The following is a 21119-nucleotide window of genomic DNA, read 5'->3' as shown; positions in this document are numbered from 1 at the left end:
AGGGGCGCGATTGAACAGCGGCGCGATTGAACTGGGGCGAACGGGGCTTGACGCTCCGCCCGCAAGGGACGCAATCTGCGATTAGCCAGGAGGGGATCATGACAGGAATGCTTGTGCGCACCGTTCTTTTCTCCCTGACCGCCATGGCGTGCAGTGCGGTGCCGCTAAAGGCAGCCGACCATATCAATTATGGCATGGTGCGCGTCACGGATGCCTGCCATAGCCCGCAAGTGCTCGGTTTCATCACGTCCGGCTTTAGCGCACGGGCCACCCACTATCTGAAAATGGATATAGCCATCGCCGAAATCCGCGACATGCAGCAAAACCGCATTGTCCTGCGCGACACAACCCGCCCGGTCCAACGCGAATATTGCCGCGCCACCGCCGTTACCACCGACGGAGAAAAACGGGCGCTCTGGTATCTGATCGAACGCGGCTTCGGTTTTGCCGGCATCGGTTCGAACATCGAGTTCTGCCTGAGCGGCCTTGATCCCTGGCATGTCTACGGCGCGCAGTGCGCGTCGTTGCGGTGAGTGGCGTAATGTCTGGTCTGCGCGGCCTGATCGTCGCCCTTGCCGGCCTTCTGGCGCTTGCTGCGTGCGGTGGCGAGGAAAAAGCCCCGCAGGCCAAAAAAGACGCGCCCGCCTCAAACACCGCGACCGCCAACACGCCGATCATCGGCACTCCGGCCACCGGTGGGCTGAAGAAACCGCAGGCCGTTCCGCTGGGCAGCGGTTTCGATTTCTATGTCCTGTCGCTTTCCTGGTCGCCAAGCTGGTGCCTGGAAAACGATCCGTCGGGACGCTCGATGCAATGCGATCCGGACAACAATCACGGCTTCATCGTCCATGGGCTCTGGCCACAGAACGAACAGGGTTTTCCGGAATTCTGCCGCACGCGCGATCCGGACCGGGTGCCGGAAACGCTGGGACGCTCCCTGTTCGACATCATGCCGTCGATGGGTCTGATCGGCCATGAATGGCGCAAGCACGGTTCCTGCTCCGGGCTGAGCCAGAAGGATTATTTTACCGTCCTGCGCGCTGCCCGCGAAAAACTGACGATACCGCCGGGTTTGCGGTCGGTCGGACCGAACCGGAAAACAAGTGCGGCCGACATCGAAACGGCGCTGACATCGGCCAATCCGGGCCTGCGCACCGACGCTGTCGCCGTGACCTGCGCTGCGGGACGCGTTGGCGAAGTGCGCATCTGCTTCAACAAGGATCTCAGCTTCCGTGCCTGCAGCGGGATCGATCGTGGCGGCTGCAAGGTGAAAAGCCTGAGCCTGCCAGCCACCCCCTAGATCAACCGAAAGAATCGAACATCCAACGAAAGAAAACTCGCATGAAGATCTTCTATTCCCCCACCTCACCCTATTCCAACAAGGTGCGCATGGCAGCGCGGCACGCCGGTATCGCTGCTGAAGGCGTGTTGACCGACACCAACGGCAACCCGCAGGAGCTGATCGCGCAGAACCCGCTCGGCAAGATCCCGACGCTGGTGACCTCCGATGGCAAGGCGATCTACGACAGCCGCGCGATCATGCATTTCATCGACCGCGAGACCAAGGGCAAGCTCTATCCGCGCAATGCCGAAAAGCGGACCGAGGTGGAAATGCTGGAAGCGCTGTGCGACGGCATCTGCGACTGCCTGCTGGCGATCGTCTACGAAAAGCGCTTCCACCCGCCGGAAAAGATCCATCAGCCCTGGATCGACAGGCAGTGGGAAAAGGCCGGGCGCGGCCTCGATCATCTCAATGCCAATATGCCGAAGACCGGCGCCAAGCTGCATGCGGGCCATTTCGCGCTCGCCGCACTGCTGCGTTATCTCGAACTCCGTTTCGCCGGCGAGTGGCAGAAGGGCCGGCCCAAGCTGAAGAACTGGCCGACGAAGTTCGAAAAATTCTTCCCGGACTACGTCCAGTTCAAGGTGTGATCCCTACTGCACCGCGTGTGGATCATGGCGCGACAGTATACGCCACGGCGTATTTTAGCGCTGGGTTGCCCCTCACCCTGGCCCTCTCCCCGCTTGCGGGGTGAGGGCTGACGGAGGTTGCCGCTGGTCCCTTCTCCGTCTGCGGCGAGAAGGTGGCCGCCCTTCTTGTCAAGCAAGCAGGGCCTGATGAGGGGCCATTGCCGTGTATGGCGTGATCGACGGCATTCTTTGCCCCACATTCGAGACGTCGCAGGAACGCTTCTGAAACGCAAAAAGGCCGGATCGCTCCGGCCTTTTTGTCATTTACAATCCGATGGATCAGAACTTGACGCCCATACCGACGCGGACGCTGTGTTCGTCGTAGCCCGACGAAACGTTGCCGCCCTTCAGGCTGAAGTCCTTCGAACCGTAATCGGAATAGCGGTATTCGACGCGCGCCGTGACGTTGTCGGTCACGAAGGCTTCTACACCGGCACCGGCGGTCCAGCCGAGCAGCGTGTTGGAGTCCGTGCTGCCCTTCTGGGCGGCCTTGACGTTGGACGCTGCAACACCGGCCGTACCGTAAACCAGGACCGGGTTCAGATCGACACCGACGCGGGCACGGACCGAGCCGTTTGCACGCTGCTTCAAGCCGACATCGCCATTGCTGCTATCGTTGTCGCCGTAGTTGATATCGGCTTCACCGCCATAAACGATCTGGCCGCTCTGCATGTTGTAACCACCGTAGAGACCACCACCGAGGCCGGCAGCCGTACCATTGCCGTTGGCGTCGAACTGGCCGTGGCTCCAGTTGGCCGTACCACCGACATAGGCGCCCGACCAGTTCTTCGCAGCCGGCTCGGAGTATTCGGCGGCCGGAGCAGCCGGAACTTCGTCGATTGCGTCGGCAGCCTGAACGGCGGAAAAGGCGATGAGGGATACGGCAGATGCCATAAGGGTGCTGATGAGAGTACGCATTAAAGTCTCCTTTACAAACCGATGTTCCGGACCCTCGCGGTCCTAAATTGATACATCGGGGAATTTCAATTAACCCGCCCGGTTGACGAGGAAATTGACGATCAAATGCGGATTCACAAGAGCCAAATTGTGAAATTTTAGTGGCACGAGCATGGCCAAAATTCGATGTTGCTTCAGCGCCACAGGGTAATTATTAACCACAAAACAATATTAATGAAATATATACTATAACATCTCAAAACAATTCAATTTACCTCTTTCCTATTAATTTTTCCGAAACGAATGCGTGGGCTGTTTCGCAATATCGGGCGGCCTCCTATATCCTTGCAGCATGCAGGACATCGAATCGCAAAACGGGATGCCGAGGGCTCCTTTGAAAACAGCACTGGTGACGGGCGGCGCCCGGCGCATCGGCAGGGCTATCGTCGAGGATCTCGCAGCCCATGGCTTTGCCGTGGCCATTCACGCCAATACATCGCTGAGCGAGGCCGAAGCGCTTGCGGCGGATATCCGTGCAAGAGGCGGCAAGGCTGCTGCGATCACAGCCGATCTTGCCGATACCGCTTCGGTGCTGACAGTCATGGACAAGGCCGTCGCCTCGTTGGGGCCGATCGGCCTTTTGGTCAACAATGCCTCGCTGTTCAAGAAAGACAGCCTTGAGGAATTCGACGAGACGATCTGGGACCGGCATTTTGCTCTTCACGTCAAGGCCCCCTCCCTGCTTGCCCGCGACTTCGCCGCGCAATTGCCGGGTGAGAATTCCGGACTGGTCGTCAATATTATCGATCAGCGGGTCTGGGCTCCCAATCCAAGATTTTATTCCTATATGTTATCGAAGTCGGCTCTTTTGACGGCGACAAAGACGATGGCGCAGGCTTTGGCCCCGGCAATCCGCGTCAACGGCATCGGCCCCGGCCCAACGCTGCCGAACGAACGGCAGAACAGAGACGACTTCGAAGCCCAGGTCGAGGCGCTGATCCTGAAAAGAGGTCCGCACCTCAACGAGTTCGGCCGGGCGATCCGGTTCCTGTTCGACACGCCGTCGATCACCGGCCAGATGATTGCGCTTGATGGCGGCCAGCACCTTGCCTGGGAAACGCCGGACATTTTGGAGATTGTGGAATGAGCGGGCGCGTGCCCAACGATGGCGGCATTCTCTACGACGAAAATGCCAGCGACGACGAAGACCTGGCCGACGTGCCGGACGTGGCTGTGCCCGCACCTATCGTCGACTGGGCAGAGACCAGCGCCATTCCCGACGGTTTGCGCGGTGCGGACCTGATTCAGGCCTTCGTCAAGCTTTTGCCCAACAGCCCCGGCGTCTACCGCATGTTCAACGAGGCGGGCGACGTGCTTTATGTCGGCAAGGCGAGAAGCCTGAAGAAGCGTGTCAGCAACTATGCGCAGGGCCGGCTGCACTCCAACCGCCTGACCAAGATGGTGCGCGAAACCGCCAACATGGAATTCGTCACCACGCGCACCGAGATCGAGGCGCTGCTGCTCGAAGCCAACCTGATCAAGCGCTTGCGGCCGCGCTTTAACGTGCTTTTGCGCGACGACAAGTCGTTTCCCTATATTCTGGTGACCGGCGATACGCGGGCGCCGGCACTTTACAAGCATCGCGGCGCGCGCAGCCGCAAGGGCGATTTCTTCGGCCCCTTCGCCTCGGCCGGCGCCGTCGGCCGCACCATCAATTCGCTGCAGCGCGCCTTCCTGTTGCGCACCTGTACCGACAGCGTCTTTGAAAGCCGCACCCGCCCTTGCCTACTGCACCAGATCAAGCGCTGCGCTGCACCGTGCACCCATGAGGTCAGCGACGCCGATTATGCCGAGCTGGTCACCGAGGCCAAGGATTTCCTGTCCGGCAAGAGCCAGGCGGTGAAGGCGACAATCGCTGCGGCGATGAGCGAAGCCTCCGACAATCTGGATTTCGAACGGGCAGCACTTTATCGCGACCGGCTGGCGGCGCTGTCGCATGTCCAGAGCCACCAGGGCATCAACCCCTCCGGCGTCGAGGAAGCCGATGTCTTTGCCATCCATCACGAGGGCGGCGTCTCCTGTATCCAGGTGTTCTTCTTCCGCACCGGCCAGAACTGGGGCAACCGCGCCTATTTCCCCAAGGCCGATCCGACCTTGACCTCCGCCGAGGTGCTGAGCGCCTTCCTTGCCCAGTTCTACGATGACAAGCCCTGCCCGAGGCAGATCCTGCTCTGCGAGACCGTCGAGGAACAGGATCTGCTCGGCGAAGCGCTCAGCGAAAAATCGGGCTACAAGGTCGCCATTCTGGTGCCGCAGCGCGGCGAGAAGAAGGACCTGGTCGAGCACGCCGTTGCCAATGCCCGCGAGGCGCATGGCCGCAAGCTGGCCGAGACCGCCTCGCAATCGCGCCTGCTCGAAGGCTTTGCCGCGACGTTCAAGCTCGAGCGCACCCCGCGCCGCATCGAAATCTACGACAACTCCCACATCATGGGCACCAATGCCGTCGGCGGCATGGTGGTGGCCGGGCCGGAAGGTTTCGTCAAAGGCCAGTACCGAAAATTCAACATCAAATCGACCGACATCACCCCCGGCGACGACTTCGGCATGATGAAGGAAGTGATGACGCGGCGGTTTTCACGGCTGCTGAAGGAAGAGGGAAAACCCGACCGTAGCGTCGAGACAACCGAGGATACCGCTTTTCCGGCCTGGCCGGACGTCATCCTGATCGACGGCGGCCAGGGCCAGATGACGGCGGTGCGGGCCATCCTCCAGGAACTGGATATCGAGGATTGCGTGGTCGCCATCGGCGTCGCCAAGGGCGTCGATCGCGAAGCCGGCCGCGAGCGGTTCGTCCCGCCCGGCGGCAGCCGCGACGGCTTCTCGCTGCCGCCACGCGACCCCGTGCTCTATTTCATCCAGCGCATGCGCGACGAGGCGCACCGGTTTGCCATCGGCTCGCACCGGGCGCGGCGCAAGAAGGAAATGGTCAAGAACCCGCTCGACGAGATCGGCGGCATCGGCCCGACGCGCAAGCGCGCGCTTCTCCATCATTTCGGCACCGCCAAGGCCGTCTCGCGGGCGGGGATCAACGACCTGATCGCCGTCGAAGGCATTTCCGAAGCGGTGGCGCGGCTGGTCTACGATCATTTCCATGAGGATGGCGCGAAGTAGACCCGTTGCGGCGGGCGCAATTACCCGCCGCTATTGCCATCAAGGCCGGAGATTGAAGCCGGTTGCTACCGGTCCTTTGCGGCCTCATCGATCAAGGCAGCGACCTCGGCGGGCATCGAGGCCAGCGAGGCGTGGCTCGCTTTCAGCGTAATGACCTTCTTCGCGTTGAGCCGGCCGGACATCCAGCGCTGGTTGTCCGGATGGATCATCCGGTCCTCGCTGGAAATCTGGTACCAGCTGCTTTTGGTTTTCCATGCCGGATTGCTGATTTCGTTGCCGAAGGTGCTGGCGAGCGGCGCCTTCTGGGTAATACCCATGACAAGCCCTTCGTCAGCGCTTAGGTCCTGGCAGAAGCTCTCGTGAAACTTGTCCGGCTTCACCCAGAGATAACCATCGCTGTCCGGCGCCAGATTGGCGGCGGCGGCGGGTGGATTTTTCGCCGTGATGCCGCCGGGGCTCTCGCCGGCATCAGGCGCAAATGCCGCGATATAGACAAGACCTGTGACATTCGGCTGGTTGCCCGCCTGGGTGATGACGGCGCCGCCATAGGAGTGACCAACCAGAAGAACAGGCCCGCTTTGCTGGGCAATCATCTTGCGGGTGCGCTCGGCATCGTCGGCCAATGAGGTCAGCGGCAATTCAACCGCCTTGATGGACTGATGGCCTAAACGGGCCAGTTCCACGATGACTTTGCTCCAGTGGGCAGCCCCGCCCCAGAAGCCGTGAACGAGAAGGATCGTCGGAACAGATGTCATAGGCGTTCTCCCTGGCTAAGATGGATCAGAAGCAGAGGACATGCCCAAGTTATAGTCCCACTTCGGGATCCATCAAAGGTCAAACGCCGACCGGCACCGGCCGCAACGCAGGTGGCAGCCGCCCAGACCGGACAGCAGGCGGGTCAGCTCCGCCTGACGCCACGTTCCGGTCTTGAGGACGATGCGCTTCAGGTGGGTGCGGATCTGGTTCACCGTGCGTTCAGACGAATTCCGCCATAATTCAGGCCGATCTCTCAATGACCGGTTGACCTCGCTGTCACAAAGTCTTTCATCTGTATCCAAGAACTCGCAGAGAACCCGAATCGATGTCCACGACGCCTACCACCTACAGCATCCCCAATCTCCTGACTTATGGACGCATTCTGGCTGTTCCGCTGATCGTTCTGTGCTTCTTCATCGAAGGTAAGCTGCAGAGTTCCGACTTTGCCCGGTGGACTGCGCTTGTGCTGTTTGCGATCGCCTCGATCACCGATTTCTTCGATGGCTATCTTGCGCGCATCTGGCAGCAGACCTCCAATATCGGAAAAATGCTCGACCCGATCGCCGACAAGCTGCTGGTCGCCTCCGTCCTCTTGCTCGTTGCCGCCGACGGCACGATCGCCGGCTGGTCGATCTGGGCTGCGATCATCATCCTGTGCCGCGAAATCCTCGTCTCCGGCCTGCGCGAGTATCTCGCCGCATTGAAGGTCAGCGTACCGGTGACGCGCATCGCCAAGTGGAAGACGACGATCCAGATGGTCGCCATCGCCTTCCTGCTCGCGGGCCCTGCCGGCGACAAGGTGCTTCCGTACACAACGGAAATGGGCATCGGCCTGCTCTGGCTTGCGGCGGCCATCACGCTCTATACCGGCTACGACTATTTCCGCGCCGGCCTCAAGCACATGGTCGACTGATGGCGAGCGTCAATCTCGTCTATTTCGCCTGGGTGCGCGAACGGATCGGCAGGGCTGAAGAAACGCTGGAGCTTCCGGAACACGTCGTCACGGCCGGCGATCTGCTTGCCTATCTGAAGACGCGCGGTGAAGAATACGAGGCGGCGCTGGAGCACGAAAATGTCATTCGCGTCGCCATCAACCAGGAACATGTCGATCACGACGAACCGATTGCCGGCGCGCGGGAAATCGCGCTGTTCCCGCCGATGACCGGGGGCTGACGCGGTGACTGGCGTACCCATCACCGTTCGCGTCCAGCCCGGCGATTTCGATCTCGCCGCGGAGGTCGCGGCACTGTCGGCTGGCCGCCACGATATCGGTGCGGTCGTCACGTTCTGCGGACTTTGCCGCGACGAAGCCGGCACGCTGAGCGCCCTTGAGCTTGAGCACTATCCGGGCATGGCCGAGGCCGAAATCACCCGCATCTGCAATGAGGCCGTCGTCCGGTTCGGCCTTCAAGCGGTGACCGCCATCCATCGCTACGGCAAAATATTGCCTGGCGAAAACATCGTTCTCGTCGTCACTGCCTCGCCGCACCGGCAGGCAGCCTTCGACGGCGCCAATTTCATCATGGATTTCCTGAAAACCGCAGCCCCCTTCTGGAAGAAGGAACATGCCGCCGATGGCAGCACGGGTGGCTGGGTCAGCGCCAAGGATGAAGACGACAGCGCAAGGGACCGCTGGTCGGAGTGATCAGGATCGGTCAGGGTTGAAACTGTTCCTTGCGGGTGAGCACCAGAAGCAGGACCAGGAACGAGAAGATCGCAAAGTCCCGCCAGAGCATCGGCCCATAGGCGCTCCAGAGCGTTTCGCTCAAGCCCATCGCTGCGGCCYCGGCCGCTGCCAGGAGCGGCGCCGTCTGCCCACCGATGGCGGCAATGAACAGCACCTTGACCCCGAACACGATACCGGCGCCGAAATCCATCGTGCCGTAGTAGGACGTCGCCAGAATGCCCGCGATCGCCGCCAGCAGCGCCGAAAACCCATAAGCCGCAAGAAACACGCGCCTGCCATCGACGCCGCAAAGCGCTGCCGCTCCGGTATCGTCCGATACCGCCCGCCACGAGCGGCCCCAGGCGGAACGCGCCAGAAACAGATGCCCTCCCCCGACCAGGGACAGCATCAGGGCGGTGTTCAACAGCTGGATCACCGTCAGCGTCACCGGAAATCGCGGATCGGGAAAGAGTGTCAGCGGTGTGTTGAGGAAAGGCGGCAGCCAGAGGCTGCGGGTCTCCGCCGCAAGCCGCGACAGTTCCATCAGCACCAGCGCCACGCCAAGCGAGGCCACCACCACCGTATTGGCGGATGTGGCGGCGAGCCCGCGCATCACTGAGCGGCCGATCAACAGGCCGGCGCCCAGCGTATAAACCAGCGACAGAACGGCCCCGAGCGCCAGTGCCGCAGGCAGCACCAGCCACAGATGGTTCCAGGCGAAATCAGAAAACAAGAGAAAAATCTGGCCGGCGAACCCGAACAGCGCGCCATAAGTCAGGTCCGCCCGCCGGGTCACGGAAAAGGCGATCGAATAACCGAAGGCAAGCAGCGCATAGAGAGCTGCGATAGGCAGGGCACTGGCAAGCTGCTGCAGAAAATAGGCCATGACACATCCACTGATGACAAAATCATTATAACTGGTAAAATGCGTTTGACCAGTTAGGATATTGCATGACGTTTTCCTGGACCCAGCATCGCTTTGCCGGTGGCGCGCTTGCTCTCGATGTCGCCAATTCGGTGATCCTGCGCTTCGACGCCGAACGGCGGATCGACCGTTATGCCGATCCCCTTGCCATGAGCGACTTTGCCGCCGCGGCCAACCGCTTCTCCGCCGAAAGGGAACTGTTCGGGCCGCTCGAACCTGTCGCATGGGAAAACCAAAGCGCGTTTCTGGATTTGCGCGAGGCGACCGACCGGCATTTTCGCGCCGCAATACTCGGCACAGCATCCAGCGAACACCTGGCCGACCTGCTCGATGCGGCATCCACCATCATCCGCAGGCATCCGGTGAAAAGCCCGCGCACGCCGCTCGATGCCGCCACGGCCCGCTCGGCGCTGATGCTGGCGATGGTCAGCGAGCCGGAGCGGCTGAAAATCTGCCCCAACTGCCAGTGGCTGTTTCTGGACCGAAGCCGCAACCGCAGCCGCACCTGGTGCGACATGACCGTGTGCGGCAACCGCGTCAAGGCGAACCGCCATTACCGGCGCCAGAAGAAGGAGTTGACCGCATGAACAGCAGGCGCCTCACCCTTGCCGCCACGCTTCTGACAGCCATCACCGTTCTTTCCGCCTGCCAGCGCGAGACCGGTCCGGACCCGCTCAAACTCACCGGCAAGATGTTCATCTTCAACTACCGCCTCGCCTATGCCACCTACATGATCACGCTGACGAAGACCGAACCGGTCCCGGATGGCAGCACCGTTACCGCCACATTCGAAAATCCGGYGGGCGGCCCACCCCTGACGCTTGACCGCAAGCTGTTTCCAAAGCTCGACAAAGTCGTGCTCGAAAGCCCCGACATCACCTGCGTCAAGAAGCAGAAGCCCTATGCGGTGACGATCGAGGTCAGGGGGCCGGACGGCTCCGTCCTACAGACGCTCAAAACCACCGTCGTTTCCAATCTCGACGAGGACATCCTGCCGGCACAAGCGCTGGTGGTCGGCCCGGCCTATGACAAGAACCCGGGCGTCTTTAGGAACGGCAAGGCCCCGGAGCATTTCGAAACGGCCAAGTGCCCGACTTAAATTGGGTGCGGTGCCGCCAAAACGCAAAAAGCCGGAGCGTTTGCGCCCCGGCTTTCACTGTGTCTTTTCAAATCCTTCGGGCCAAAACCCTCAGAGATTGATTCAGCCGACGATTTCGGTGTCGGAGAACCAGTACTTGATTTCCTGGGCAGCGGTTTCCGGAGCGTCCGAACCGTGAACCGAATTTTCGCCGATCGACAGAGCGTGGGTCTTGCGGATCGTGCCTTCGTCGGCGTTTGCCGGATTGGTCGCACCCATGATTTCGCGGTTCTTCAGGATGGCGCCTTCGCCTTCGAGAACCTGAACGATGGTCGGGCCGGAGGTCATGCCTTCAACCAGTTCGCCGAAGAAGGGGCGTTCCTTGTGAACGGCGTAAAAGCCTTCAGCTTGACGCGTGCTCATCCAGACGCGCTTGGAAGCCACAACGCGCAGACCTGCGTCTTCGAGCATCTTGGTGATGGCGCCCGTCAGATTGCGCTTGGTTGCGTCCGGCTTGATCATCGAAAATGTGCGTTCAATCGCCATAGTCTCAATTCCCTTGGTTTTTCGTGGATTTTTCCGTGAATTTGGCGGTTCAATAGCCGCCAATTCCGCGCAAAACAAGGGGGAGATCCAAGCAGGTGCTGAAAAGTGTGACAGCGCGGCGAAGTTTCACGCCGCTGTCACAGAACGTCCCACACCGTCGTAGAGGTCGAGGCAACGCTCGAACCATTCCTTCACCGGGTCACCGTCTTCGAGAATCCGCTTTCGCGACGTGATGCGCGCCCACTGCAGCGGACCAAAGACGATATAGTCGGCAAACAGCGGTGTCTCCCCACCGATGAAGGGCTGTTTTTTCAGCATGGTGCGCAGCGGCTCCAGCTTGCCGGCAAAGGCACGCAATTCCTCGTCGCCCGTTTCCGCAACCGCCTCCAGGCTGGTGCCGAAACGGACTTCGCGCGACGTGCGGAAATAGGCCTGATCGAGCGGTTCGAGGCCATCATGGATATCCATCAAGATGATGCGCACCAGCGATGTATGCAGCGTCATCAGCGACCAGCTTTCGATAAACCGTGCCATGGCCTTGCCGCCCTCGCCGCCAAACAGCGACGGGCGATCCGGATAGGTCTTCTCGAGATACAGCGCGATTTCGAAGCTGTCGCCGACCAGTTGGTCCCCGTCGCGCAGCAACGGCACGATCTTGGTTGCCGCGTTCTCGATCACCGGTATCTGTGTAAAGCCCACCGGCTTGGTATCGTGATCCAGCCCCTTGTGGGCAAGCGACAGAACGGTCTTCCAGGCATGGGGGGAAAACGGACGGCTCCGGTCAGCTCCGCAGAGCGCATAAAGGATGCGGTTCATCTCGTGTCCTTATCTTCGTTTCATCAGCAAAGGCCTATTCCAGACCAGCGGTCACGAACAATCAAATCAGTAAATTTCATGGGTTCCATCACCCACCGCGATGCTATTGCGCTACTGCGTAATTGAAGTGCTACAGCGCCGCGTGTCATGAATGACGCGCGGCGCTGTAGACTGCCGAAAACTTCAAAGGAGGCTGCGATGCTCGATCACTACCGGATGTTTGCCGACTACAACCGTTGGGCCAACCGCCTGCTCTATACTGCTGCCGCCAGCCTCAGCGACGCGCAATATCGCGAGAACAAGGGCGCCTTCTTCGGCTCGCTGCACGCGACATTCAACCATGTCCTTGCTGCCGACCGGATCTGGATGAAGCGGTTCACCGGCACCGGCGAGGCTCCCGCCTCGCTCGACGCCATCCTGTTTGACGATCTCGCCAGCCTCTCATCGGCGCGGGCGGCCGAAGACGAGCGTATCATCGCCTGGATTGCCGGTCTCACCGAGGACGGCCTTGCCGGCCGTTTCACCTATTCGCCGGTCACCAACCCCGCGCCCGTCACCCAGCGCCTCGCCCCGCCGCTCGCCCACTTCTTCAACCACCAGACGCACCATCGCGGCCAGTGCCATATGACACTGACGGCGCTGGGCGGTCCGAGCCTTGCACTGGACATGAGCTATTTCCTGCGGACACCGGAACACCGGCACTATGCCGACTGAGTAAACGCCGGAAATCATTTGGTTCTTCGCGACAGTCACATCATCGTCACAAGGTTTAAGCAAGTCAGGCGCGCCATTATCCTCCGTGATTTTTGATTGAGGAGGAGGATGACGCCATGGATTRGTATCCCATCGAGGCACTTGAAGCTGGAAAGCTTGCCGTGCTGCATTTTGCCAATCAGGACGAGCAGCGCTGGGTCGGATATATCCATGGTGACGGCGTTTGCCATTGGCCGGAAAACGTTTCAGGGCGCCGGCCGGATGGCTGGCAGGATCTCTCGGCCCTCTTCGCCGCCCTGCCGGACAGCGCAAAACAGATCGTCTCGAAGGCGCTATAGGTGCAGCACCTGAAACTTCGCAGCCCTTTGTCAGTCTTTTAATCCCGATGCGGTATCAGCTGTGTCTTGCAACCGCAGCACTTCAAGCGGCCTTGTGAGGGATATACGATGACGGACAAGCCACAGAACGACGGCAATCAGGCGCAAAATGCCGCGATCCTGCTCAAGGTCGCCCAGACCATGGCAAAGCTCGGCGTTGCCGCCTTTCCGCGCAATTACGAGCTGTTTTACGAGGCGCTGTCCGGCAGCACTCCACAGCTAACACGGGACGTTGCAGCCCTTGGCGCCCACCCGGCGCAAAACCAGATCGAGCAGATCGGCGTCAAATACCACCTTTCCGGCTTTGCCGCGATCAAGGCGGAGACGATCCGCGCCGATACCGCCCGCTCGATCTCCGCAGTCAGCCATGCCTTGAAGGACAGCATTGCCAAGAAGGAAGTCTTTGCCGCGATGCTGCGCAGTTTCATCACCCGGCTGGAGACCGATCCGGTCGCCGGCATGTCCGACTTCGCCGATGACGCCGCGCGCCTGCGCGATGCGGTCGCCGTGTTCGAGCGCGAGGAAAAGGCCTTTGCCAATGCGATGAACGAGACGGTGGCCCAACTCGGCGGTATCGACGGCGATATCGAGACGATGCGCAAGGCAGCGACCCGCGATCCCGTCACCGGCCTTGCAAACCGGATCGCCTTCTCGGCCAAGCTGACGGCACTTTACGACGACGGCAAGGCTGTCGGTCCGGCAGCGCTGGCGCTCGTCACCGTCGAGGGCCTGCGCGACATGGGCGAGCGCCATGGCGCCGCAACCGTCGAAAAGGCGCTGAAGAAGCTGGCGCCCGAGTTCCGCAAGTCCGTCAAGAAGAACGATTTCGTCGCCCGTATCGGCACCGACGAGTTTGCCTTCGTCTTCCATGATGTCTCGGCCGACAATGCCGAGGCGATTGCCCAGCGTATCTGCGCGTCGGTCGAAGGCGTACAGGTCGCCTTGCCGAACCGGGCGTTCACGACGCAGACCCTGTCGCTATCGACCGGCATCGCCATGGCGTTTACCGCATCCGGCGGCATCGATCTTTTCACCCAGGCCGAACTGGCGCTGCGGGCCGTTCGCAGCGGTGGCAAGCCCGGCACATTGGTGTTTTCAGCCGCGATCGGCGGCCGGACGAAAAAAACCTACTCTCCCCACGCCGCCTGACCATACCGCGCTGCGGCAAACCCTTGCCTTCTGGGCTGAGTTCGGCCAAAACGCGGCCATGATCACGCTCAATAACGTTTCGGCCCGCATTGTCGGACGCCTTCTCATCGACCAGGCCACCGTCGCGCTGCCGGCCGGCATCAAAGCCGGCCTCGTCGGCAAGAACGGCGCCGGCAAGTCGACCCTGTTCAAAATCATCACCGGCGACATGGAGGCCGAGACCGGCTCGGTCTCGATCCCGAAGAACGCCCGTATCGGCCAGGTGGCGCAGGAAGCCCCCGGCACCGAAGAGCCGCTGCTCGAGATCGTGCTCAAGGCCGACAAGGAGCGCGAGGCGCTGCTCGCCGAAGCCGAGACCGCCACCGACCCGCACCGGATCGCCGATATCCATATGCGGCTTGCCGATATCCAGGCGCATTCGGCCGAATCGCGCGCTGCCAGCATCCTGGCCGGCCTTGGGTTTGACGCAGCTGCGCAGCAGCGCCCGGCCTCCTCGTTCTCCGGCGGCTGGCGCATGCGTGTGGCGCTGGCTGCGGTGCTGTTCTCCGAGCCGGATCTGCTTCTGCTCGACGAACCGACCAACTATCTCGACCTTGAAGGCACTCTGTGGCTTGAGGATTACATCAGCAAGTATCCGCACACGGTCATCATCATCAGCCATGACCGCGATCTTCTGAACACCGCCGTCAATGCGATCATCCATCTCGACCAGCAGAAGCTGACTTTCTACCGCGGCTCCTACGACCAGTTCGAGCGCCAGCGCGCCGAGGCCAACGAGCTGCAGGCCAAGGCCAAGGTGAAGAACGACGCGGCGCGAAAACACCTGCAGTCGTTCATCGACCGCTTCAAGGCCAAGGCCTCCAAGGCCCGCCAGGCGCAGAGCCGCGTGAAAGCGCTGGAGCGCATGGGCACGGTCTCGGCCGTCATCGAGGATCACGTCCAGGGTTTCAAGTTCCCCGATCCGGAAAAGGAAGCGGCCTCGCCGATCATCGCGCTCGAAAGCGGTTCCGTCGGCTATACGCCGGGCAAGCCGATCCTGCAGCACCTGTCCCTGCGCATTGACACCGACGACCGCATTGCGCTGCTCGGCTCGAACGGCAACGGCAAGTCGACCTTCGCCAAGCTGATCTCCGGCAGGCTTCCCGCCACCGGCGGTTCCGTCCAGGTGGCGCCGGGCCTGAAGATCGGTTTCTTCGCCCAGCACCAGCTGGACGACCTGATCCCGGAACATGATGCCGTCGAGCATGTGCGCCAGCGCATGCCGGGTGCGACCGAAGGCAAAGTGCGTGCCCGCGTCGCCCAGATGGGCCTTGCGACCGCCAAGATGAGCACGCCGGCAAAGGACCTCTCCGGTGGCGAAAAGGCCCGTCTGCTGATGGGGCTTGCCGCCTTCGATGCGCCGAACCTGCTCATTCTCGACGAGCCGACCAACCATCTGGATATCGACAGCCGCAATGCGCTGATCCAGGCCCTCAACGAATATACCGGCGCCGTCATCCTGATCTCGCACGATCGCCACCTGATCGAGGCGACGGCCGACCGACTGTGGCTGGTCAAGGACGGCACCGTCTCCAATTATGACGGCGATCTTGAGGACTATCGCAGCACCATCGTCCAGAGCTCGCGCGGCAAGGGCGGCAAGGACAAGGGCAACGGCGCAGACGACAACCGCTCGAAAGCGGAGCAGCGCAAGGCCAATGCCGACAAGCGCGCAACCTTCGCGCCGCTGAAGAAAAAGATCAACGATGTCGAATCCTTGACGGCAAAACTGCACAAACAGATTCAGGCCCTCGACAAGGAGCTTGAAGACCAGGACCTCTACGAAAAATTCCCCGCCAAGGCCGCAGCCAAGGTCAAGGAACGGGCCGAGGTCTTGGCCAAGCTGAACAAGGCCGAGGAACATTGGATGGAGCTATCCAGCGAATACGAAGAGGCGATGGCGAGTTGATCTCGCCATCTTCCTTCTGCCTCCGCACCAACCCGCTTGGCAAAGCGCCCCGGCCGAACGCCTGATTAGGCCCCTCATTCTTCTTCACGTGGACAGCGCAGGCTTGCGGGCCGGGATGGTCATCGCCGCGACCCCGGTGATGACGCAGGCAAGCCCGGTCAGTGCGGTGCTGCTGATGCTCTCGCCCAGAAAGACGACGCCGATGGCCACGCCGATCGGAACGCGGATATAGGCCTGTGCCGTCGTGCCGACCGAGCCCAATGTATGCACCAGCCGGAAATAGATAACGAAGGCAAGCGCCGTCGAAAACACCGAGAGGCACAAAAGGGCAAGAAGCGACGATGCCGAGGGAGACAATGTCCAGGGCCGGTCAATCGCAAAGCTGAGCGGCATGAGAATCACAGCGCCGCAGATCAGCGAGCCCGCCGCCGGCATCATCGGATCGAGCGTCTTGAAACCGCGGCCGTAGATGGCCGCCCCCGCATAGCAAATCGTCGCGGCGACGATGGCCAGCTGTGCCGGCAGCGCCTCCCCCGCCCCGTCAAACGCCTCAACGCCGACGACAAGGCAAATGCCGGCAATCCCCGCAATGACGCCGAAAAGCTTGCGTCCCGTCACCGGTTCATGGCGCGTCAAAAGAGCGGTCAGCAGAAAGGCAAAAATCGGCGTGGTCGAATTCAGGATGGCGGCGAGGCCCGCATCGACGGTTTTTTCCGCCCAAGCGATCAGCGTGAAGGGGATTGCGCTGTTCAGGCATGCCTGCAACAGGAACCTGCCCCAAGTCGCCATATCCCTTGGCAGAAAAAGCCCCCGGACACGCAGAACCGCCAGCAACAGCAGACCGGCAATCAGGGTGCGGGTGGCAATCAGCGTGACCGGCGGGATGGTTTCCACGCCAATTTTGATGAATGTGTAGGATGCGCCCCAGAGCGTTGCGAGCCCGATCAAAAGCGCGATTTCCTTTTTCAAGTCTATAGTATCCGGTGTCATGATTATCTCGCATCGGGAGGATTGCCTAAATCGTCCTCCGGTTTATCGCCAATGGCGCCCGCAATGCTTCGATGAAGACCGAAGTGAGGACGTTTCTGCCCTGCATCTCATTCCGGAAGACCGGCCTTGCGATAGCCATCGACGAAATGCGCAAGGGTCGCTGCGTCGCGGAACGGCTCCGTCGCGGCCCAGTGGCGGGTGGTGAAGTTGGGGTTGCCGACGAGGAACAGTTCGGCCTCTGCATGCGCCTCGTCGAGCCGGCCGAGCTGCGCAAGGCTTGCCGCCAGAAAACGCCGCGAGCTTGTCCGATAGGTCTCATCCCGGCGCAATGTCTCAACGGCGGCTTCGTACTCGCCGGCCGCATATTGCGCCTGGCCGAGCGCAAGATAGTACCAGCTTGCCGGATAAGGGTTCAGCCGGAACGCCTTGGCGATGTGCTCAAGGCCCTCCCCGACACGGCCGGCCAGCACTGCGATGTCGGACAATGCCGCAAAGGTATCGGCCTCGTTCGGGTCGAGCTCGATCGCCCGGGCGAATTCAGCGTCCGCCTCGGCGAAGTGGCGCTCATAGGCAAGCAGGTAGGCGAGGACCCAGCGGCAGCCTGCATCGTTGGGATCGATCGCGACCGCCTTGCGCGCCAGTTCCAGCGCAACGTCGCGGCTGGGCTCCGTCGGGCCGCCGGAATGGACCCACCCCATCCAGTGGTTCATGGCGAGCCAACGATAGGCCTCGGCATAGTCCGGATCGAGCAAAACCGCGCGCGTCAGCATCAGATGCGCTTCTCTTGCGCTCTGCGGCGTGTCGTCCATCAACTTGCGCGCCCGAACGCACAGATCGTAGGCCTCGATGTTTTTGGGCCGATGGCGCGGCGGCGGGGCACGCAGCTGGCCGAGCAGCGCCTCAACGATCTTGGCCGCAACCTCATCCTGAACGGCAAAAATATCATCCAGGCTACGATCGAAGCGTTCCGCCCAGAGATGATCGCCGCTTGCCGCATCGACCAGCTGGGCGTTGATGCGCACGCGCCCGGCGGCACGTCTTGCGCTGCCCGTAAGCAGGTAGCGCACGCCAAGATCCCCGGCGATCCCGCGCACGTCCATCGCCTTTTTCTTGTAGGCAAAGGCCGAGTTACGGGCGATGACGAACAGGCCGGGTACTCTGGACAGGTCGGTGATCAGGTCCTCGGTCAAACCGTCCGCAAAGGATTCCTGCTTCGGATCCTTGCTGACATTGACGAAGGGCAGCACGGCGATCGATGGCATGTCGGGCAGTGGCAACGGTTTTTGCGTTCGCCCACCGGACTGCTCGACGGCACCTGTGAAGCGGTAACCGACGCGCGGCACCGTGGAAATCCATTCACCGCCGGCGGCGGGGCCAAGCAGTTTCCTCAGCTGCGCGATCTGGACGGTCAGGTTGCCTTCCTCGACAGCGGTGCCCGGCCAGCCGGCATCCATCAACTCGGCCTTGCCCAGGACTTCGCCGGGCCGTCCAACCAGCGCTGCAAGCAGCTTGAGCCCGCGGTGGCCGACGGCAACGGGGATATCGTTCCGAAGGAGCGTTCCCGCACCGGAATCAAGCACGAACGGACCAAAGGCAAAGCGCGATCCCTGCATAGGCCGAATCGATAGCCGGTTTGGAAGTTTTTGGAAACTCTTTGGGCGAGCTTAAGGACGTCGCTGACCGTATCCGGCAGACTTCATCCTCATTCAGGTCGCGGGCCTCCGGGCCTCAAACCATAGGGAGGTTGCCATGAACGATACTCGCACACTTGCGTCGGCCCCGCATCAGCCAGCACCCCTGGAAACGCCCCTGGCGCCGGCGGAGCTGTTGCGCCCGCATCACGATCCGGCGACCCTGCAAAGCATTTTTACGACCTGGGAAGAGCGGAGACGCTTTCGTCGAGACCTCGAGCAAATGTCGAGAGACAGTCCGCATTTGATCGGGGACATCGGGCTGACGCGCCGGCAGGCCGAGGCAGAGATCGCCAAGCCCTTCTGGCAAATATAGGGCGAACGCTGCAATGACTGCCGAAAGCACGATATCGCCGCAAGATGATCGGCTCCCATGGGCCGCGATGGCAGGCATCATCGCGACCATCACGGCGTTTGCCGTGGCACAGGGGCTGACCTATCCCCTGCTCAGCTTCATCCTTGAACGAAAAGGGACGACGTCAGGCCTGATCGGCCTGTCGGCGGCGATGACGCCGCTGGGCTTCATCATATCCGCGCCCTTCATTCCCGCACTCGCCCGGCGCGCCGGCCCGGCGCGGCTTGCGGTCCTGTGTTCAATCCTCGCCCCGCTCACCCTGGCTGCAATCGCCTGGACGCAGGACATCTGGGCCTGGATGCCGCTGCGCTTCCTGCTCGGCTTTTTCGCCAATCCGCTGTACGTGGTCAGCGAAACCTGGCTGATCTCGATCACGCCCGCGTCACGCCGGGGCCGTATCATGGGGCTCTATTCGTCGATTGTTTCGGCCGGCTTTGCCATCGGCCCGCTGTCGCTCGGTCTGGTCGGCAGTGAGGGCTGGCCGCCTTTCGCGATCGGTATCGCGGCCCTGCTGTTCTGCGGCATGATCGTGCTTGCGGTCGCACCGCGCATGCCTGACATGCCGCATGAAGGCGAGGCAGCCTCTGTCGGCGGCTTCTTCGCTCTGGCGCCGCTCCTGTTGTTTGCTGTTTTCACGGCAGCTGCCTTCGAGCAGACCCTGGTTTCCCTGTTCGCGGTCTATGGCGCAGCATTCGGCAGCGCTGAGCAGCGCGTCGCCTCGCTCATCACCTGTTTCGTTGCAGGCAACGCCGTGCTGCAGATCGTGCTCGGGCGCGCGGCCGAACGGTTCGGCTCGGCGCCGATCATGCTGCTCTGCGCCCTGGCATCGCTCCTCGGCTGCCTGGCCCTGCCGCTGAGCTTCGATTCGTGGCTCATCTGGCCGCTTGTCTTCGCCTGGGGCGGGGTCTCGTTCGGGATCTATACCCTGGCGCTGATCCAGCTCGGCGAGCGTTTCACCGGTCAGGCCCTGATCGCCGGCAACGCGGCCTTCGCGCTCGCGTGGGGCATCGGCGGCATCGCCGGCTCGCCCTCAGCCGGGCTGGCGATGCAACTCACCGGCCACGAAGGACTGCCAGCGTCCCTCGGCCTGCTGTCCGGCCTCCTGGTGGGGTTCCTATTGGCGCAGAGACGGCGGGCCTGATCGGGTAACGCTATCCGGTTCTGATCTACCGCGCGAACTTTCGCGCTCCGGCCACGCACAGGATAACGGCGACGGTGAGCGCAAGCATGGTCCAGGTCACCGGTTCATGCAAAAGGGTCGCCGCCAGTGCCAGCCCGAAGAACGGTTGCAGCAATTGCAACTGGCCGACAGCGGCGATGCCGCCCTGCACAAGGCCGCGATACCAGAAGATGAAACCGATCAACATGCTGAACAACGACACATAGGCAAGGCTGAGCCAGGCAGGCAGCGCGATGCCCGAAAAGGTTGCCGGCATGACGGCAATCGACAGCGCGATCATGACCGGCAGCGACAGGACCAGCGCCCAGGAGATTACCTGCCAGCCGCCAAGCGTCCGCGACAGCCTTGCCCCTTCGGCATAACCGAGCCCGCAGACGACGATGGCGGCAAGCATCAACCCATCGCCGGCGGGGGAAGCCGTTCCTCCCTGCGCAAGAGCAAAACCGGCCACCAAGGCGCTGCCGAGAGCAGAGAATATCCAGAATGCCGGCTTCGGCCGCTCGCCGCCGCGCAGCACCCCGAAGATTGCCGTCGATAGCGGAAGCAGGCCGATGAAGACGATCGAATGGGCCGAGGTAACATGCTGGAGCGCCAGTGCCGTCAGCAGCGGAAAGCCGGCCACGACGCCAAGGGCAACGACCACAAGCGAGACGATATCATTGCGCGACGGCCGCTTCTGCCGGAAGGCGAGAAGCAGGCCGAGCGCGATCATACCGGCGATGGCTGCCCGTGCGACCGTCAGGAATACCGGGTCCAACTGCATCACCGCCACGCGCGTGGCCGGCAGCGACCCGCTGAAGATTACCACACCGATCAATCCGTTGATCCATCCGCTCGCCATTTTGTCCATTCGGGCACTCCTTCATTTTTGCCCTTATCGGTGGCGGCG

Annotated in this window: 25 protein-coding genes; 16 read left to right on the top strand and 9 right to left on the bottom strand. The window is 61.8% G+C overall.

Going from position 1 to position 21119, the window contains the following annotated elements:
- Nucleotides 1-98: 98 nt before the first annotated feature.
- The 3 genes from AC1D17_RS18510 to AC1D17_RS18500 are packed head-to-tail and all read left to right on the top strand — an operon-like array spanning nucleotide 99 to nucleotide 1932.
- Nucleotides 99-533 (top strand): hypothetical protein, encoded by a 435-nt coding sequence (locus tag AC1D17_RS18510; RefSeq protein WP_477566806.1) that lies wholly within the window; start codon nucleotides 99-101, stop codon nucleotides 531-533.
- 8 nt (nucleotides 534-541) lie between these two features.
- On the top strand, nucleotides 542-1300 hold the full coding sequence (locus AC1D17_RS18505; RefSeq protein ID WP_477566805.1) for a ribonuclease T2 family protein: 759 nt from the start codon (nucleotides 542-544) through the stop codon (nucleotides 1298-1300).
- Nucleotides 1301-1341: 41 nt separating this feature from the next.
- Entirely contained in the window at nucleotides 1342-1932 is a 591-nt protein-coding gene (locus tag AC1D17_RS18500; protein WP_477566804.1) for a glutathione S-transferase, read from the top strand.
- Nucleotides 1933-2250: 318 nt separating this feature from the next.
- On the opposite strand, the gene AC1D17_RS18495 is transcribed toward AC1D17_RS18500, so the two are convergent.
- On the bottom strand, nucleotides 2251-2889 hold the full coding sequence (locus AC1D17_RS18495; protein WP_477566803.1) for an outer membrane protein: 639 nt from the start codon (nucleotides 2887-2889) through the stop codon (nucleotides 2251-2253).
- 358 nt (nucleotides 2890-3247) lie between these two features.
- Here AC1D17_RS18495 and AC1D17_RS18490 point away from each other — a divergent pair, with 358 nt between their 5' ends.
- Together AC1D17_RS18490 and uvrC are read left to right on the top strand one after the other, a co-directional pair.
- Nucleotides 3248-4015: an SDR family oxidoreductase gene (locus tag AC1D17_RS18490; RefSeq protein WP_477566802.1), complete on the top strand. Its 768-nt coding sequence runs from the start codon at nucleotides 3248-3250 to the stop codon at nucleotides 4013-4015.
- Entirely contained in the window at nucleotides 4012-6039 is a 2028-nt protein-coding gene (gene uvrC / locus AC1D17_RS18485) for an excinuclease ABC subunit UvrC (protein ID WP_477566801.1), read from the top strand. Before AC1D17_RS18490 ends, uvrC begins: the two co-directional genes overlap by 4 nt.
- Nucleotides 6040-6104: 65 nt before the next feature.
- On the opposite strand, the gene AC1D17_RS18480 is transcribed toward uvrC, so the two are convergent.
- Nucleotides 6105-6794, bottom strand: coding sequence for an alpha/beta hydrolase (locus tag AC1D17_RS18480; RefSeq protein WP_477566800.1), 690 nt, complete (start codon nucleotides 6792-6794; stop codon nucleotides 6105-6107).
- Between the two features lie 72 nt (nucleotides 6795-6866).
- The gene (locus tag AC1D17_RS18475; RefSeq protein WP_477566799.1) at nucleotides 6867-7007 is read right to left on the bottom strand and encodes a hypothetical protein; all 141 of its coding nucleotides are present in this window, start codon (nucleotides 7005-7007) and stop codon (nucleotides 6867-6869) included.
- A gap of 113 nt (nucleotides 7008-7120) precedes the next feature.
- Here AC1D17_RS18475 and pgsA point away from each other — a divergent pair, with 113 nt between their 5' ends.
- The 3 genes from pgsA to AC1D17_RS18460 are packed head-to-tail and all read left to right on the top strand — an operon-like array spanning nucleotide 7121 to nucleotide 8440.
- Nucleotides 7121-7708 (top strand): CDP-diacylglycerol--glycerol-3-phosphate 3-phosphatidyltransferase, encoded by a 588-nt coding sequence (gene pgsA / locus AC1D17_RS18470; RefSeq protein WP_264219306.1) that lies wholly within the window; start codon nucleotides 7121-7123, stop codon nucleotides 7706-7708.
- The gene (gene moaD / locus AC1D17_RS18465) at nucleotides 7708-7968 is read left to right on the top strand and encodes a molybdopterin converting factor subunit 1 (RefSeq protein ID WP_477566798.1); all 261 of its coding nucleotides are present in this window, start codon (nucleotides 7708-7710) and stop codon (nucleotides 7966-7968) included. Before pgsA ends, moaD begins: the two co-directional genes overlap by 1 nt.
- Before the next feature lie 4 nt (nucleotides 7969-7972).
- Entirely contained in the window at nucleotides 7973-8440 is a 468-nt protein-coding gene (locus AC1D17_RS18460; protein WP_477566797.1) for a molybdenum cofactor biosynthesis protein MoaE, read from the top strand.
- Between the two features lie 10 nt (nucleotides 8441-8450).
- Here AC1D17_RS18460 and AC1D17_RS18455 read toward each other — a convergent pair whose 3' ends face one another.
- Nucleotides 8451-9347 carry a branched-chain amino acid ABC transporter permease gene (locus AC1D17_RS18455; RefSeq protein ID WP_477566796.1) on the bottom strand — a complete coding sequence of 299 codons (897 nt, stop codon included), beginning with the start codon at nucleotides 9345-9347 and terminating at the stop codon, nucleotides 8451-8453.
- A 65-nt stretch (nucleotides 9348-9412) separates the two neighbouring features.
- Between AC1D17_RS18455 and AC1D17_RS18450 the strand changes: the two genes are divergently transcribed.
- Nucleotides 9413-9973 (top strand): CGNR zinc finger domain-containing protein, encoded by a 561-nt coding sequence (locus AC1D17_RS18450; RefSeq protein WP_477566795.1) that lies wholly within the window; start codon nucleotides 9413-9415, stop codon nucleotides 9971-9973.
- Nucleotides 9970-10485: a hypothetical protein gene (locus AC1D17_RS18445; RefSeq protein ID WP_477566794.1), complete on the top strand. Its 516-nt coding sequence runs from the start codon at nucleotides 9970-9972 to the stop codon at nucleotides 10483-10485. The genes AC1D17_RS18450 and AC1D17_RS18445 overlap by 4 nt, the downstream gene beginning before the upstream one ends.
- Nucleotides 10486-10587: 102 nt before the next feature.
- Here the strand turns inward: AC1D17_RS18445 and ndk are convergent, their stop codons facing one another.
- A complete protein-coding gene (ndk, locus tag AC1D17_RS18440) occupies nucleotides 10588-11010 on the bottom strand; it encodes a nucleoside-diphosphate kinase (protein WP_264219311.1) in 423 nt (140 codons plus the stop codon).
- A gap of 126 nt (nucleotides 11011-11136) precedes the next feature.
- Nucleotides 11137-11826, bottom strand: a complete 690-nt coding sequence (locus AC1D17_RS18435; RefSeq protein WP_477566793.1) for a glutathione S-transferase family protein — start codon at nucleotides 11824-11826, stop codon at nucleotides 11137-11139.
- 198 nt (nucleotides 11827-12024) lie between these two features.
- Here AC1D17_RS18435 and AC1D17_RS18430 point away from each other — a divergent pair, with 198 nt between their 5' ends.
- The 4 genes from AC1D17_RS18430 (at nucleotide 12025) to AC1D17_RS18415 (ending at nucleotide 16014) form a co-directional block, all read left to right on the top strand.
- The gene (locus AC1D17_RS18430; RefSeq protein ID WP_477566792.1) at nucleotides 12025-12540 is read left to right on the top strand and encodes a DinB family protein; all 516 of its coding nucleotides are present in this window, start codon (nucleotides 12025-12027) and stop codon (nucleotides 12538-12540) included.
- A 116-nt stretch (nucleotides 12541-12656) separates the two neighbouring features.
- Nucleotides 12657-12878 (top strand): hypothetical protein, encoded by a 222-nt coding sequence (locus AC1D17_RS18425; RefSeq protein WP_477566791.1) that lies wholly within the window; start codon nucleotides 12657-12659, stop codon nucleotides 12876-12878.
- A gap of 108 nt (nucleotides 12879-12986) precedes the next feature.
- A complete protein-coding gene (locus AC1D17_RS18420) occupies nucleotides 12987-14066 on the top strand; it encodes a GGDEF domain-containing protein (RefSeq protein WP_477566790.1) in 1080 nt (359 codons plus the stop codon).
- Between the two features lie 58 nt (nucleotides 14067-14124).
- Entirely contained in the window at nucleotides 14125-16014 is a 1890-nt protein-coding gene (locus AC1D17_RS18415) for an ABC-F family ATP-binding cassette domain-containing protein (RefSeq protein ID WP_477566789.1), read from the top strand.
- Nucleotides 16015-16098: 84 nt separating this feature from the next.
- Here the strand turns inward: AC1D17_RS18415 and AC1D17_RS18410 are convergent, their stop codons facing one another.
- Nucleotides 16099-17004: a DMT family transporter gene (locus AC1D17_RS18410; protein WP_477566788.1), complete on the bottom strand. Its 906-nt coding sequence runs from the start codon at nucleotides 17002-17004 to the stop codon at nucleotides 16099-16101.
- Between the two features lie 107 nt (nucleotides 17005-17111).
- Entirely contained in the window at nucleotides 17112-18617 is a 1506-nt protein-coding gene (locus tag AC1D17_RS18405; RefSeq protein WP_477566787.1) for a winged helix-turn-helix domain-containing tetratricopeptide repeat protein, read from the bottom strand.
- A 136-nt stretch (nucleotides 18618-18753) separates the two neighbouring features.
- On the opposite strand from AC1D17_RS18405, the gene AC1D17_RS18400 reads away from it, so the two are divergent.
- The gene (locus AC1D17_RS18400) at nucleotides 18754-19011 is read left to right on the top strand and encodes a DUF1127 domain-containing protein (RefSeq protein WP_477566786.1); all 258 of its coding nucleotides are present in this window, start codon (nucleotides 18754-18756) and stop codon (nucleotides 19009-19011) included.
- Between the two features lie 13 nt (nucleotides 19012-19024).
- The gene (locus tag AC1D17_RS18395; RefSeq protein ID WP_477566785.1) at nucleotides 19025-20191 is read left to right on the top strand and encodes an MFS transporter; all 1167 of its coding nucleotides are present in this window, start codon (nucleotides 19025-19027) and stop codon (nucleotides 20189-20191) included.
- 25 nt (nucleotides 20192-20216) lie between these two features.
- Here the strand turns inward: AC1D17_RS18395 and AC1D17_RS18390 are convergent, their stop codons facing one another.
- A complete protein-coding gene (locus tag AC1D17_RS18390) occupies nucleotides 20217-21080 on the bottom strand; it encodes a DMT family transporter (protein WP_477566784.1) in 864 nt (287 codons plus the stop codon).
- Nucleotides 21081-21119 lie beyond the last annotated feature (39 nt).

It is taken from the genome of Pararhizobium sp. P1_E7 (assembly GCF_056405855.1).
The sequence above is the reverse complement of the archived record's forward strand: the minus strand, read 5'-3'. Positions and strand labels throughout refer to the sequence as shown.